Below are 14,045 nucleotides of genomic sequence, written 5' to 3' on the forward strand. Positions count from 1 at the left end.
AAGCGTACCGCGCGGCCCGGTCGCCCCCGGCCGCGGTGATCACCGGCCGCGGGCGAAGGCGGCGCCACTGCGGGAGGTTTTCGCCCACACCTTCGGCAGTTCCCGTTCGTACCGCTCGGCGAGGGCTTCCTCGCGGCCGTGGAGGAGGCCCCAGGTGAAGGCGGTCTCGCCGGCGCCGGCGGCCTGGACGGCCAGGCCGCGCAGGGCTTCGCGGGCGACGACGCTGTCCTGGTGGTCGCCGAGCAGGGTCTGCACCTTCTTGGTGGCCTTGGCGAGGTGCTCGGCGCGCTTGCCGAGCGCGGGGGCGGCGGCGTCCGCCGCGTAGCGGGCTCGTTTGGCGGCCTTGCGGGCCTGGTGCAGGGCCAGGTCGCGCGGGTGGCCGGGGTCCTGGGTCAGGGCGCGTTCGATCCTGCGGGCGAGCCGGTCGTGGTCGCGCCGTACCGCCTTGGCCAGGACTTTTTCCGCCGGGCGGGCCGCTGCCCTGCGCAGGGGCGGGTCGGCGAGGAGGGCGTCGAGGGAGTCGAGGAGGGTCAGGTACCGCTGGCTGTCGAGGGCCGCGAGGACGCGGAGGCGGGTCTCGGCGCGGCGGGCGGTGTCCCAGACGCGCAGGCGGGCGCGGACGGGGCCGAGCAGGAGGGTGACGTCGACTTCGCCCAGTCGGGTGCGCAGTCGTTCCCGGAGGACTTCCTGGTCGCGGTCGGCTCCGAGTTCGCCGGCCAGCCAGCGCAGTTCGGCGCGCAGCGGGTCGGTGGCCGTGCGGTCGAGGACGGGGCTGTAGGTGGCGAGGGCGCTGCGCAGCCGGCGGGTGGCGACGCGCATCTGGTGGACGGAGTCGGGCAGCTCGCGGCGTACGGCGGGGTCCTGGGTGATCAGGGCCTCGCGCTGGGCGCGCAGGTACGCGAGGACGTGCGCGCCCGCGCTGTCGTCGGCGGGGCCGGGTTCGGGTCGGGGAGCGGGGGCGGCGCCTGTCTCGGCGAGGGCCCGGGCCAGTTTGGAGGGGGCGTCGCTGACCTTGAGGCCGGCCTTGCGGAAGGTCTTCTCGACGGCGTCGAGCAGGGCGGGGTCGACGCCGTCGGCGAGTTCGACCTCGACTTCGGTCCAGGCGGCGCCGGCCGGGCCGCGTTCGGCGGTGACGGTGTCGGTGCTCAGTTCGGCCAGCAGGGTTCCGTCGGTGTCGAGGAGGTGCTTGACCTTGCGCCGGGAGACGAGCCTTACCAGGGGCACCAGTTGGGCTTCGCGGGTCCGGGAGCGCAGGAGGGAGGCGAGGGAGCGGGGGACGGTGGTGTCGCCGAGCGGGGCCTTGAGTTCGTCGCGGATGCCGGGGGCGACGGGCAGTTTGAGGTGCCAGCCCTCGTCGGCGCCGCCGGTCCGGCGGCGCAGGGTGAGGCCGTCGGCGGCGAGCCGCAGGTCGGGGGTGTCGTAGTAGACGGCGTCGAGCGTCACGGTGCCCTGACGGCGCACGGCCGTGATGCCGGCCGTGCCCGTCAGGTCCGGCAACCGCTTCGCCCCGGCCTTCGCCGGGCCCTTTGCCGTGCTCGGGCCTGCGGCCTTCCCCGCGGCCGACGTGAACTCGAATTTCCGTTCGATCTCTCGTTTTGTGTCCGCCATGCTTCGAACGTAGCCCTGAACGGATCACGACGTGAACAGAAAACGAGGCCTCGCCCCGCCGAGCGGCCGGATCAGGCCGATATCGGCCGCTGGACCCTGATCGACTGCAAGAGCCCCACCGCCACCCACACGGCGAACATCGACGATCCTCCGTAGGACACGAACGGCAGCGGCAGCCCCGCCACCGGCATGATGCCGAGGGTCATCCCGATGTTCTCGAACGCCTGGAAGGCGAACCAGGCGATGATCCCGGCGGCGACGATCGTGCCGTACAACTCGGTGGTCTCCCGGGCGATCACGCAGGCGCGCCACAGCACCACGCCGAGCAGGACCAGTATCAGCCCGGCCCCGATGAAGCCCAGCTCCTCCCCCGCCACCGTGAAGACGAAGTCGGTCTGCTGCTCGGGCACGAACTGTCCGGTGGTCTGGGAGCCCTTGAAGAGTCCGGAGCCGGTCAGTCCGCCGGAGCCGATCGCGATGCGCGCCTGGTTGGTGTTGTAGCCGACGCCCGCCGGGTCGAGTTCGGGGTTGGCGAAGGCCGCGAACCGGTTGATCTGGTACTCGTCCAGGATGCCGAGCTGCCAGATGAGGACGGCGCCCGCCGCGCCCGCGCCCATCAGGCCCAGCACCCAGCGGTTGGAGGCGCCGGAGGCGAGCAGTACGCCGAGCACGATGACGACCATGACCATGACCGAGCCGAGGTCGGGCATCAGCATGACGATGCCCATCGGGGCGGCGGCCAGGCACAGCGCCTTCACGACGGTGCCGTGGTCGGGGTGTTCGAGGTCTCCGGCGTCCACCCGGGCCGCCAGCAGCATCGCCATGCCCAGGATGATCGTGATCTTCACGAACTCGGAGGGCTGGAGGGAGAAGCCGCCGCCGATGACGATCCACGCGTGGGCGCCGTTGATGGTCGCGCCGAGCGGGGTGAGGACGGCGAGGACGAGCACCAGCGAGAGCCCGTACAGGATCGGCACCGCGCCCCGCAGGGTGCGGTGGCCGAGCCAGACGGTACCGATCATCAGCACCAGGCCGATGCCGGTGTTCAGGGCGTGCCGCTCCAGGAAGTAGTAGGGGTCGCCCTGGTTGAGGTTGGTGCGGTTGCGGGTCGCCGACCACACCAGCAGCGAGCCGATGAACGACAGCGCGAGCGCGGAGAGCAGTATCGGCCAGTCGAGTCGGCGCAGTACGGAGTCGCGTGCGGTGAGCCGGGTCAGCGTCCCGCGTTGCCGGGGCGCGTACCGGGAGACGGAGAACTTGTTGGCGGTCTGCATCGGGTCCTCAGTCCTGCTTCGCGACGGGCGGCGCCGGCGGTCCCGCGAGGGCGGGTGGCGCGTCCTCCGGGGACGGCGGTACGTACGGCTTGATCTCGGGGGCGTCGATGGAGCCGTCCGGCTGGATGGCCGGCAGTTGCGCCTGCGGCTTGGGGAGCAGGGCTTTCGACAGGTCCTGCTTGCCGGCCATGTCGAGGCCGTAGATGGCGTTGTAGACGTTGCGCACGGCCGGACCGGAGGCGCCGGAGCCGGTGCCGCCCTGGGAGATCGTCATCACGATCGTGTAGTCGTCGGTGTACGTGGCGAACCAGGAGGTCGTCTGCTTGCCGTAGACCTCGGCGGTACCGGTCTTGGCGTGCATCGGGATCTGCTTCTGCGGCCAGCCGCCGAAGCGCCAGGCGGCGGTGCCGCGGGTGGCGACGCCCTCCAGTGCTTCTCCTATCTGCTGCCGGGTCTTCTCGTCCATGGGGAGCTTGCCGTGCGCCTTGGGCTGGATCTCCTGGACGCTCTTGCCGTCGGCGCTGACGACGGCCTTGCCGATGGTGGGGTTCCACATGGTGCCGCCGTTGGAGATGGCGGCGTAGATGGTGGCCATCTGGATCGGGGTGACGAGGGTGTCGCCCTGTCCGATGGAGTAGTTGACGGCGTCACCGGCGCGCAGGAGGTTGCCTTCGAGGCAGTTCTCGTAGTTGAGCAGCTCGACGTAGGTGCCGCCCTTCTTGCCGGTCTTGCACCACTCGTCCTTGTTGGCCGCCCAGAAGCGCTGCTTCCACTGGCGGTCGGGGACGCGGCCCTTCTCCTCGCCCGGCAGGTCCACGCCGGTCTCGGCGCCGAGGCCGAACTGGTGGGCGGTCTTGAAGAAGATGTCGCCGGGCTGCTTGACGGGCTTGAGGCCGCCGTCCTTGAGCCACTGCTGGTGGGCGAGACCGTAGAAGACGGTGTCGCAGGAGACTTCGAGGGCCTGGCCGAGGGTGATCGAGCCGTGGCCCTGGGACTCGAAGTTCTTGAAGACCTGGCCGCCGATGGAGTACGAGCTGGGGCAGGGGTAGCTGCCGTCGAACTTGTACCCGGCGTTGACCGCGGCGGTGGTCGGGATGACCTTGAAGATGGAGCCGGGGGCGGCCTGGCCCTGGATCGCCCGGTTCATCAGCGGGACGTTGGACTCCTTGGCGGTGAGCTTGGCGTAGTCCTTGCCGGAGATCCCGCCGACCCAGATGTTGGGGTCGTAGGTGGGGTTGGAGGCCATGGCCACGACGCGGCCCGTTTTGGATTCCAGGACGACGATGGCGCCGGCATCGGCCTTGTAGGGGACGCCGGTGTTGCGGTCGATCTCCTTGCGCGCCTGGACCATCGCGTTGTTCAGCTCGTACTCGGCGACCGCCTGGACGCGGGCGTCGATGCTGGTGACGATGTGGGCGCCGGGGACGGCCGGGTCGTTCTTGGCCTCGCCGATGACCCGACCGAGGTTGTCGACCTCGTAGCGGGTGACGCCGGACTTGCCGCGCAGTTCCTTGTCGTAGGTGCGTTCCAGGCCGAAGCGGCCGACCTGGTCGGAGCGCAGGAACGGCGAGTTGGTGTTCTTCGCCTTCTGGATCTCCTCGTCGGTGACGGGGGAGAGGTAGCCGAGCACCTGGCCGGTGTTGGCGCCGCCGGGGGCCGGGTAGCGGCGTACGGCGGTGGGTTCGGCGGTGATGCCGGGGAAGTCCTCGGGGCGTTCGCGGATCTGGAGGGCCTGTTGGGTGGTGGCTTCCAGGGTGACCGGGATCGGCTGGTACGGGGAACCGTTCCAGCAGGGCTGCGGGGTCTTGGAGTCGCAGAGGCGGACCTTGTCCATGACGTCCTGCGGCTTCATGTCCAGTACGCCGGCCAGCCGGGTGAGGACGCCTTTGCCCTTGTCCTTTATCTTCGACAGCTCGGTGCGGCTGGCGGAGACGACCAGGCGCGTCTCGTTGTCGGCCAGCGGCACGCCGCGGTCGTCCAGGATCGAGCCGCGCACGGCGGGCTGGACGACCTGCTGGACGTGGTTGTTCTTGGCTTCGTCGGCGTACTCGGTGCCGTTGCGGATCTGGAGGTACCAGAGCCGGCCGCCGAGAGTGAGCAGCAGCGAGAAGACGAGTACCTGGATGATGACGAGCCGGATCTGCACCCGGGGGGTGCGGCCGGTCTCCGGAATGTTGGTCACGCCTGGTCCCCCGTCACAGCTTCCTGACGCTCTTCACGCCTTTGACACCCTTGACGCCCTTTATGCGGCCGGCCCGGTTGGCGCGGCCCCGCGCGGTCTTCAACCGCAGTCCGCCGCGCTGGCTGCCGATGCGCAGCCCGGTGCCGCCGGCGAGCCAGCCGGAGGACACGCTCCTGCCCTTGGGCGGTCCGCCGCCAGCGTCGACGGCCATCGGGTCGTTCTCGGCACGGCGGGCGAGCGCCATGACGAGGGGCACGGTGAAGGGCGCGAGGAGCAGGTCGTAGAGGGTGGCGGTGAACAGCAGTTCGGTGATGCCCACGTGGCGGGCGGCCGTGTCGCCGACGAGGGCGCCGACGCTCGCGTAGAGCAGGGTGGAGCCGATCGCGGCGGCCACGACGGTGGTCATGGGCCCCCACGCGGAGCGGAACCGCCCGTTGTCGGGGCGGACCAGGCCGACGAGGTAGCCGATGACGCAGAGTACGAGGGCGTACCGTCCGGCGGCGTGGTCGGCGGGCGGGGCGAGGTCCGCGAGGAGGCCCGCGCCGAAGCCGACGAAGGCGCCGCTGAGGTGTCCGTAGACCAGGGCGAGGGCGACGACGGTCAGCAGGAGCAGGTCGGGGACGGCGCCGGGCAGTTGGAGCCGGCCGAGGACGGTGACCTGGATGACGAGGGCGACCACGATCAGCGTGGCCGAGAGCAGGATCCGGTTGAAGCGCATGGGCGGTCAGCTCCTACTCGTCGGCCGGCTTGGCGGGGGCACTGGCGGACGCCGACGGGGTCACGGTGACGGTGACGGTCGGGGTGGGCTTCACTTCGGGCTTGGGCGGCAGCACGGCGTCGCGCGGGTCCTCGCGCGGCGGCATCACCACGACGCCGACGATGTCCAGGCGCGAGAAGCCGACGAACGGACGCACCCACACGGTGCGGGTCAGGTCGCCGCGCGAGGGGTCGACCTTGACCACCTCGCCGATGGGGACGCCCGGCACGAAAGGCTTGTTGCCGCGCGAGCCGAAGGTGACGAGCCGGTCGCCGGGGGCGATCTTGGCCTTGCCGTTCAGCATCTGCACCGACAGGGCGCGGTCGCCCTGGCCGGTGGCGAAGCCGAGTTCCCCGGTCTTCTCCAGGCGGGTGCCCACGGTGAAGTCGGGGTCGTTGGCGAGTACCACGGTGGCGGTGTCGGGGCCGACGGTCGCGACGCGGCCGACGAGGCCGTCGCCGTTGAGGACGGTCATGTCGCGTTCGATGCCGTCCTTGCTGCCGGCGTCGATGGTGACGGTCCAGGAGAAGCCCTGGGCCGCTCCTATCCCGATGACCTCGGCGCCCTTGATGCCGTATTGTCCCGCGCCGGCGCGCTTGAGCATCTCGTCGAGCTCGTGGATGCGGCTGCGGGTCTGGTCGTCGCTGCCCAGCTTCGCCTTCAACGCGGTGTTCTCGCGTTCGAGGGTCTTGATCCGGTTGTGGCGCTCTCCGGAGTCCCGTACGGCGCCTATGGCGTGGGCGAGGGGGTCGACCGCGGTCGCCACGCCCTTCTCCACGGGGCCGAAGACCGTCGCGGCGGCCTGCCGGGCACCGTCGACCGGTGACTCCTCGCCCGCCCTGATGTCCACCGTGATCAATGCGAACGCGATGGCGATCAGAAGCACCAGGAGCAGCCGGCTCTCTCGTGTGTCCCTCACGTGCGGCGGCGTGCCTTCCTCGTAGGTATTCGCGGTGCCGGAGCCGCTCCGACGGAGCCGGGGCTCGCACCGGACTGTGCCTGTATATCAACGATCCGCCGCACAGGCGCGGTAGCGCCCGTACGGCGGATCCTTGTGTTCCACATGCCCCGTTACGGGGACTTCGATCACCGCCGCGGCTGGGCGTCCAGGACCTGCTGGAGTGCTTCGAACTCCTCGACGCACTTGCCGGAGCCGAGGGCCACGGAGTCGAGGGGGTCCTCGGCGATGTGGATCGGCATGCCCGTCTCACGGCGCAGCCGCTCGTCGAGTCCGCGCAGCAGGGCGCCGCCGCCGGTGAGGACGATGCCGCGGTCCATGATGTCGCCGGAGAGTTCCGGCGGGCACTTGTCGAGGGTGGTCTTCACCGCGTCCACGATGGCGTTGACCGGTTCCTCGATGGCCTTGCGCACCTCGGCGGCGGAGATGACGACCGTCTTCGGCAGGCCGGAGACGAGGTCGCGACCCCGGATCTCGGTGTGCTCGTCCTTGTCGAGGTCGTACGCCGACCCGATGGTGATCTTGATCTGTTCGGCGGTGCGCTCGCCGAGGAGGAGCGAGTACTCCTTCTTGATGTGCTGGATGATCGCGTTGTCCAGCTCGTCGCCGGCCACCCGGATGGACTGTGCCGTGACGATTCCGCCGAGGGAGATGACGGCGACCTCGGTGGTGCCGCCGCCGATGTCCACGACCATGTTGCCGGTGGCCTCGTGGACGGGCAGGCCGGCGCCGATGGCGGCGGCCATCGGTTCTTCGATGATGTGTACCTGGCGGGCGCCGGCCTGGGTGGACGCCTCGATGACGGCGCGGCGCTCCACTCCGGTGATGCCGGAGGGGACGCAGACCACGACGCGCGGACGAGCCAGGTAGCGGCGCTTGTGGATCTTGAGGATGAAGTACCGGAGCATGCGCTCGGTGATCTCGAAGTCGGCGATCACGCCGTCCTTGAGGGGCCGTACGGCGACGATGTTGCCGGGCGTCCGGCCGATCATCTTCTTCGCCTCGGAGCCGACCGCCAGGATTCCACCGGTGTTCGTGTTGATGGCGACCACGGACGGCTCGTTCAGGACGATCCCCCGGCCCCTCACGTACACCAGCGTGTTGGCGGTCCCGAGGTCGATCGCCATGTCACGGCCGATGAACGACATGTTGTTCCCCTTGTTCCCCATGAGGAGCGTCTGGCCTTCCAGTTGATAGCGGCTGCTGTCAGGTCGGCGAGGTGGGTGTGTGGGTGGAGGCCCCATCGTAGTGCCGCAGGTACGGACATCGCGCGACGGGACTCCGGCAATCCCGCCGGAACGGATACCCGCCCCCTTAGTGGTGACGTCGTGTCCTGCACATGCGTTCCCGCTCGCCGCCCGTCATACCGAAGGGCGACCGAAATTACTTCGGTCGCCCCAGGTCATGAGCGCTGTTTGGCTGATGTCGCGTCGGGACGACCGGTGTGTCCGCGGCGCGGCGCGGGTTCCGGTTGGGCTCAGAGAGCGGGGAAGAAGAGCTTCAGCTCGCGCTCCGCCGACGCCTCGGAATCGGAGGCGTGGATGAGGTTCTCCCGGGTGATGGTGCCGAAGTCACCCCGAATGGAGCCGGGCGCCGCGGCGATCGGGTCGGTGGGGCCGGCGAGCTGCCGGACGCCCTCGATCACGCGTTCGCCCTCGACGACCAGGACGACGACGGGGCCGCTCGCCATGAAACCCATGAGGGGCTCGTAGAACGGCTTGCCCTTGTGCTCGCCGTAGTGGGTCTCCAGGGTCTCCTGGTCCAGCGTGCGCAGCTCCAGCGCGGGAACGGTCCAGCCGGCCTTCCGCTCGATGCGGCCGATGATCTCGCCGATCAGGCCACGACGGACGGCGTCGGGCTTGAGGATGACGAGCGTGCGCTGGGTCATGTGGTAACTCCTTGCGGCATACGGGTGCGGTCCGACGAGGCTACAGGGGGCCCCGGGGCGGTTTACGCCTCGGCCTGCGCCTCGCTCTGCGCCGCCCAGCGGGCCTTGGCGGCGTCGACCTTGCGCCCGTAGTGCACCGAGCACCACCACAGGCCGGCGAACACCGCGCCCAGGAAGAACATGGTCGGCACGACGAACCCGCTGAGGACCAGCCCGATCTGCAGGGCCCAGCCCAGCTGGACCGCGCCGGGGCGCGACAGCATCCCGCACAGCAGCACGGACAGCAGCATCGCGACGCCGCACACCGTCCACACGGTCGCCTGGGTCAGGTCCGGGTCCTTCATGGCCACCAGGCCCGCGAAACCGATCACGAAGAACTCGCCGATCAGCGTCGAAGCACACAGCGTGCGCATTCCTCAGCCCCTCTTCAGCAGCAGGCGGGCCTCGCCCACCGTGATCACGGACCCAGTCACCAGGACCCCGGCCCCACCGTATTCGGCCTCTTCCTCCGCCAGGGTGATCGCCGCCTCCAGCGCGTCGTCCAGCCGAGGCTCCACCTGTACCCGGTCGGACCCGAAGACCTCGACGGCGATGGCCGCCAGCTCGTCGGCCGACATCGCCCGGTGGCTGGTGTTCTCCGTGACGACGACCTCCGCGAAGATCGGCTCGAACGCCTCGAAGACCCCCTTCACGTCCTTGCCCTCGCTCGCGGCGACGACGCCGATCAGCCGGCTGAACCCGAACGCCTCGGTCACCGCCTCCGCGGTGACCTGCGCCCCGGCCGGGTTGTGCGCCGCGTCCAGGACCACGGTGGGGCTGCGGCGGACGACCTCCATACGGCCCGGCGAGGTCACCGAGGCGAAGGCCCGGCGAACCGTGTCCGCGTCCAGTTCCCGGGCGTGCTCGCCGCCGACGCCGAAGAACGCCTCGACCGCGGCCAGGGCCACCGCCGCGTTGTGCGCCATGTGGGCGCCGTACAGGGGCAGGAAGATGCCGTCGTACTCGCCGCCCATGCCGCGCAGGGTCAGCATCTGGCCGCCGACCGCCACCTCGCGGGAGACGACGCCGAACTCCATGCCCTCGCGGGCCACGGTCGCGTCGACCTCGACGGCCTTCTTGAGCAGCACCTGCGCCGCGTCCACCGGCTGCTGCGCCAGGATCACGGTGGCGCCCTGCTTGATGATGCCGCCCTTCTCCCCGGCGATCTCGGCCGGCGTGGAGCCGAGCCGGTCCGTGTGGTCCAGGCTGATCGGGGTGATCACGGCGACCGCCCCGTCGATCACGTTGGTCGCGTCCCACGAGCCGCCCATGCCGACCTCGACCACCGCCGCGTCGACGGGCGCGTCCGCGAAGGCCGCGTACGCCATCCCGGTGAGCACCTCGAAGAAGGACAGCCGGTACTCCTCGGACGCGTCGACCATCTCCACGTACGGCTTGATGTCGTGGTAGGTCTCGACGAAGCGCTCGGCGCTGATCGGCGCCCCGTCCAGGCTGATCCGCTCGGTCACCGACTGCACGTGGGGGCTGGTGTAACGGCCGGTGCGCAGGTCGAAGGCGTTCAGCAGGGACTCGACCATACGGGCGGTGCTGGTCTTGCCGTTGGTGCCGGTGATGTGGATCGAGGGGTACGCGCGCTGCGGCTCGCCCAGGACGTCCATCAGCGCGGCGATGCGCGAGACCGACGGCTCCAGCTTGGTCTCGCCCCAGCGGCCGGCCAGCTCCTGCTCCACCTCCTGGAGGGCCTTGGCCACCTCCGGGTCGGCGGGTGCTGCGGGCACCTGCTCGCCCTGTGGCGCTCCGCCGTGTGCGCGCAGGGTGCGGCTGCCGGCCTCGATCACCGCCAGGTCGGGGTCGCGGTCGGATTCCTCCGCGACGATCCGATCGAACTCGTCGATCGCGTCGGAGGGTCGGCCGAGGTCATCGGGGCCGTGGCTGTCGGGCTGCTGCTCACTCACGGGGACCAGTCTACGGACGAGGACCGGGGGGACCTTCGCCCGGCCGTTTCGGGACCTTCGGCCGCCTTCGCGACCCTTTCGTTATGCGGGCCTTGCGGCAGCAGAGAGGGGAACGGATGCCGCATGCCGGCACCGAAAAGACGGCGTCCAGCCGTGACATGGGGATCGACCTCGGGACCGCGAACACCCTCGTCTACGCCCGGGGGCACGGGATCGTCCTCGATGAGCCGTCCGTGGCGGCGGTCAGGACCGGCACGACGACGGCCCTGGCGGTGGGGACGGAAGCGAAGGAAACCCTCGGGCGCGCCGGGTCCCCTCACCGCGATCCGCCCCCTGAGGGACCACATGGACACGCTCGGCAGCCCGCTCGCCCCAGCGAAGCCGTCGGCATCGGCGCCGGGCCCCCGCGGGTCGTTCTCGGCGGGTCGTTCTCGGCGGGTCGCCGTCAGGATGGCGACGCCGGCGGTGATCCCGGCCGGCTCGCGGTGACCCGGCGGCCGTCCGACGCGACCCGGTGGAGCGCCGAGGCGACGGGCTTGACGTGCCTACCCTCCCTCATGCGGGGTCGGCCCCGGCGATCGGACGGGGGCAACCGGGGCGCGCGGGTGATGTCCCGCACTCCGGACGGGGAACGGCGTACGGCGAAGGCCCCCGCACCGACCGACGGTATGGGGGCCTTCGCATGTCGCCCGGTGCGGGGCCCGGGAGGGGTCCTACGCCTCCGGCAGACCGGCCAACTGGGCCTGGATGCGTGCGATGTCCACCTCGGCCTTGGCGAGGCGGCCCTTGATCTTGTCCACGACGTTGTCGGGCGCCTTGGCGAGGAACGCCTCGTTGCCCAGCTTCGCCTCCGCCTGCTGCTTCTCCTTCTCGGCGGCGCCGAGGTCCTTGGTCAGGCGCTTGCGCTCGGCGGCCACGTCGATGGTGCCGGACAGGTCCAGCGAGACCGTGGCGCCAGCGACCGGCAGGGAGGCGGTGGCTGCGAAGCCCTCGCCCTCCGGCTGGAGGCGGAGCACCTGGCGGATGGCGGCATCGTGCGGGGCCAGTGCGGTGCCGTCGAGCTCCAGGCGGGCCGGAACCTTCTGGCCGGGCTGGAGGCCCTGGTCGGAGCGGAAGCGGCGGACCTCGGTGACGACCTGCTGGACCAACTCGATCTCCTGCTCCGCGGCCTCGTCGCGGAACCCGGAGTCCTTCGGCCACTCGGCGATGACGACCGACTCCCGGCCCGTCAGCGTCGTCCACAGGGTGTCCGTGACGAACGGGACGATCGGGTGCAGCAGCCGCAGGGTGACGTCGAGGACCTCGCCCAGGACGCGTGCCGAGACCTTCGCCTGGTCGCCGCCCTCGAAGAACGTCGTCTTGGACAGCTCGACGTACCAGTCGAAGACCTCGTCCCAGGCGAAGTGGTAGAGGGCATCGGCGAGCTTGGCGAACTGGTAGTCGTCGTAGTAAGCGTCCGCCTCGACGACGACCTTGTTCAGGCGCGACAGGATCCACCGGTCGGTCGCCGACATCTCTGACACGTCCGGCAGCGGGCCCTCCACCGTCGCGCCGTTCATCATCGCGAAGCGGGTGGCGTTCCAGATCTTGTTCGCGAAGTTCCGGGACGCCTGGACCCAGTCCTCGCCGATCGGGACGTCGACGCCCGGGTTGGCGCCCTTGGCCAGGGTGAAGCGCAGGGCGTCGGAGCCGTACTTGTCCATCCAGTCCAGCGGGTCGACCGTGTTCCCGAACGACTTCGACATCTTCTTGCCGAACTCGTCGCGGACCATGCCGTGGAACGCGATCGTGTGGAACGGCGGCCGGCCGTCCATCGCGTAGAGGCCGAACATCATCATTCGGGCGACCCAGAAGAACATCAGGTCGTAGCCGGTGACCAGGACCGAGTTCGGGTAGAACTTCTCCAGGTCCGGCGTCTGCTCCGGCCAGCCCAGCGTGGAGAACGGCCACAGGCCGGAGGAGAACCACGTGTCGAGGACGTCGGTGTCCTGGGTCCAGCCCTCGCCCGTGGGCGGCTCCTCGTCCGGGCCGACGCAGACCAGCTCGCCATTCGGGCCGTGCCACACCGGGATGCGGTGGCCCCACCACAGCTGGCGCGAGATACACCAGTCGTTGAGGTTGTCGACCCAGTCGAAGTACCGCTGCGACATGTCGGCCGGATGGATGTTGACCCGACCGTCGCGGACCGCGTCGCCGGCGGCCTTGGCGAGGGTCTCGACCTTGACCCACCACTGCATCGACAGGCGCGGCTCCAGCGTCGTCTTGCAGCGCGAGCAGTGGCCCACGGAGTGGACGTACGGACGCTTCTCGGCGACGATCCGGCCCTCGGCGCGCAGGGCGGCGACGATCGCGGAGCGCGCCTCCAAGCGGTCCAGGCCCTGGAAGGGACCGTGGACGGTGATGACGCCGCGCTCGTCGAGGACCTCGATGGACTCGAGGTCGTGGCGCTGACCGATGGCGAAGTCGTTCGGGTCGTGCGCCGGGGTCACCTTGACGGCGCCAGTGCCGAACTCCGGGTCGACGTGCGTGTCGGCGACGACCGGGATGGTGCGGTCCGTCAGCGGCAGCTTGATCTGCTTCCCGATGAGGCGGGCGTAGCGCTCGTCGTCGGGGTGGACGGCGACGGCGGTGTCACCGAGCATCGTCTCGGCACGGGTGGTGGCGACGACGATCGTGTCCTCACCCTCCCCGTACTGCATGGAGACGAGCTCGCCGTCGTCCTCCTGGTAGTCGACCTCGATGTCGGAGATGGCCGTGAGACACCGGGGGCACCAGTTGATGATGCGCTCGGCACGGTAGATCAGCTCGTCGTCGTAGAGCTTCTTGAAGATGGTCTGGACGGCACGGGACAGGCCCTCGTCCATGGTGAAGCGGTCCCGGCTCCATGCCAGTCCCTCACCGAGACGCCGCATCTGGCCGGCGATCTGCCCGCCCGACTCGTCCTTCCACTGCCAGACGCGCTCGACGAAGGCCTCGCGGCCCAGGTCGTGGCGTGACTTGCCCTCCTTGGCGAGCTCACGCTCGACGACGTTCTGCGTGGCGATGCCGGCGTGGTCCATGCCGGGCTGCCACAGGGTCTCGTACCCCTGCATGCGCTTGCGCCGGGTCAGGGCATCGATCAGCGTGTGCTCGAAGGCGTGGCCGAGGTGGAGGGATCCGGTGACGTTCGGCGGGGGGATGACGATGGTGTACGCCGGCTTCTCGCTCTTGGCGTCGGCCTCGAAGTACCCGCGCTCTACCCAACGCTCGTACAGCGCCCCCTCTACCTCGGCCGGCGCGTACTGGGTCGGCAGTTCGGAGGGGGGGCTGCTGGGTGTCTGCGTGTTCTCGGTCACGCACGACAGGATACGGGCGGCCCCACCCGCGTTACGAATCCGTTCCACCCTGCGGCTCGCCTTGACCGGAGCATGACCGGTCGGCCTG

At 70.2% G+C, this 14,045-nt stretch carries 10 protein-coding genes and 1 pseudogene; 1 reads left to right on the plus strand and 10 read right to left on the minus strand.

Translation table 11 applies throughout. From position 1 onward, the window contains the following. Window positions 1-39: 39 nt before the first annotated feature. From ABZ934_RS10140 to ABZ934_RS10180, 9 genes are all read right to left on the minus strand, one after another. The gene (locus ABZ934_RS10140) at window positions 40-1,608 is read right to left on the minus strand and encodes a CYTH and CHAD domain-containing protein (RefSeq protein WP_361310936.1); all 1,569 of its coding nucleotides are present in this window, start codon (window positions 1,606-1,608) and stop codon (window positions 40-42) included. A 71-nt stretch (window positions 1,609-1,679) separates the two neighbouring features. Beyond that, window positions 1,680-2,882, minus strand: coding sequence for a rod shape-determining protein RodA (gene rodA / locus ABZ934_RS10145; RefSeq protein ID WP_361310938.1), 1,203 nt, complete (start codon window positions 2,880-2,882; stop codon window positions 1,680-1,682). Between the two features lie 7 nt (window positions 2,883-2,889). Further along, window positions 2,890-5,064: a penicillin-binding protein 2 gene (mrdA, locus tag ABZ934_RS10150; protein WP_361310941.1), complete on the minus strand. Its 2,175-nt coding sequence runs from the start codon at window positions 5,062-5,064 to the stop codon at window positions 2,890-2,892. A gap of 13 nt (window positions 5,065-5,077) precedes the next feature. Then, window positions 5,078-5,782: a rod shape-determining protein MreD gene (gene mreD, locus ABZ934_RS10155; protein WP_361310944.1), complete on the minus strand. Its 705-nt coding sequence runs from the start codon at window positions 5,780-5,782 to the stop codon at window positions 5,078-5,080. 13 nt (window positions 5,783-5,795) lie between these two features. Continuing rightward, window positions 5,796-6,740, minus strand: a complete 945-nt coding sequence (mreC, locus tag ABZ934_RS10160) for a rod shape-determining protein MreC (RefSeq protein ID WP_361310947.1) — start codon at window positions 6,738-6,740, stop codon at window positions 5,796-5,798. Between the two features lie 167 nt (window positions 6,741-6,907). Next, a complete protein-coding gene (locus ABZ934_RS10165) occupies window positions 6,908-7,927 on the minus strand; it encodes a rod shape-determining protein (protein ID WP_069923827.1) in 1,020 nt (339 codons plus the stop codon). A gap of 329 nt (window positions 7,928-8,256) precedes the next feature. After that, complete coding sequence (gene ndk / locus ABZ934_RS10170; RefSeq protein ID WP_136216939.1) at window positions 8,257-8,667, minus strand: nucleoside-diphosphate kinase; 411 nt, start codon at window positions 8,665-8,667, stop codon at window positions 8,257-8,259. Between the two features lie 62 nt (window positions 8,668-8,729). Then, complete coding sequence (locus tag ABZ934_RS10175; RefSeq protein WP_361310950.1) at window positions 8,730-9,080, minus strand: DUF4233 domain-containing protein; 351 nt, start codon at window positions 9,078-9,080, stop codon at window positions 8,730-8,732. A gap of 3 nt (window positions 9,081-9,083) precedes the next feature. Further along, entirely contained in the window at window positions 9,084-10,562 is a 1,479-nt protein-coding gene (locus ABZ934_RS10180; RefSeq protein WP_361311379.1) for a folylpolyglutamate synthase/dihydrofolate synthase family protein, read from the minus strand. 176 nt (window positions 10,563-10,738) lie between these two features. Here ABZ934_RS10180 and ABZ934_RS10185 point away from each other — a divergent pair. Beyond that, window positions 10,739-10,964: pseudogene (locus ABZ934_RS10185) on the plus strand (rod shape-determining protein); the annotation flags it as partial. A 371-nt stretch (window positions 10,965-11,335) separates the two neighbouring features. Here the strand turns inward: ABZ934_RS10185 and ABZ934_RS10190 are convergent. Continuing rightward, complete coding sequence (locus tag ABZ934_RS10190; RefSeq protein ID WP_361310952.1) at window positions 11,336-13,957, minus strand: valine--tRNA ligase; 2,622 nt, start codon at window positions 13,955-13,957, stop codon at window positions 11,336-11,338. Window positions 13,958-14,045: the final 88 nt, after the last annotated feature.

The organism is Streptomyces sp. NPDC046557 (genome assembly GCF_040645975.1).
Classification (GTDB): Bacteria; Actinomycetota; Actinomycetes; order Streptomycetales; family Streptomycetaceae; genus Streptomyces.

What these genes read in the sequence shown, in the direction of transcription:
- ABZ934_RS10140 (WP_361310936.1), bottom strand. Translation starts at nt 1,608, where the DNA reads ATGGCGGACACAAAACGAGAGATCGAACGGAAATTCGAGTTCACGTCG.
- ABZ934_RS10165 (WP_069923827.1), bottom strand. Translation starts at nt 7,927, where the DNA reads ATGTCGTTCATCGGCCGTGACATGGCGATCGACCTCGGGACCGCCAAC.
- rodA (WP_361310938.1), bottom strand. Translation starts at nt 2,882, where the DNA reads ATGCAGACCGCCAACAAGTTCTCCGTCTCCCGGTACGCGCCCCGGCAA.
- mreD (WP_361310944.1), bottom strand. Translation starts at nt 5,782, where the DNA reads ATGCGCTTCAACCGGATCCTGCTCTCGGCCACGCTGATCGTGGTCGCC.
- ndk (WP_136216939.1), bottom strand. Translation starts at nt 8,667, where the DNA reads ATGACCCAGCGCACGCTCGTCATCCTCAAGCCCGACGCCGTCCGTCGT.
- ABZ934_RS10175 (WP_361310950.1), bottom strand. Translation starts at nt 9,080, where the DNA reads ATGCGCACGCTGTGTGCTTCGACGCTGATCGGCGAGTTCTTCGTGATC.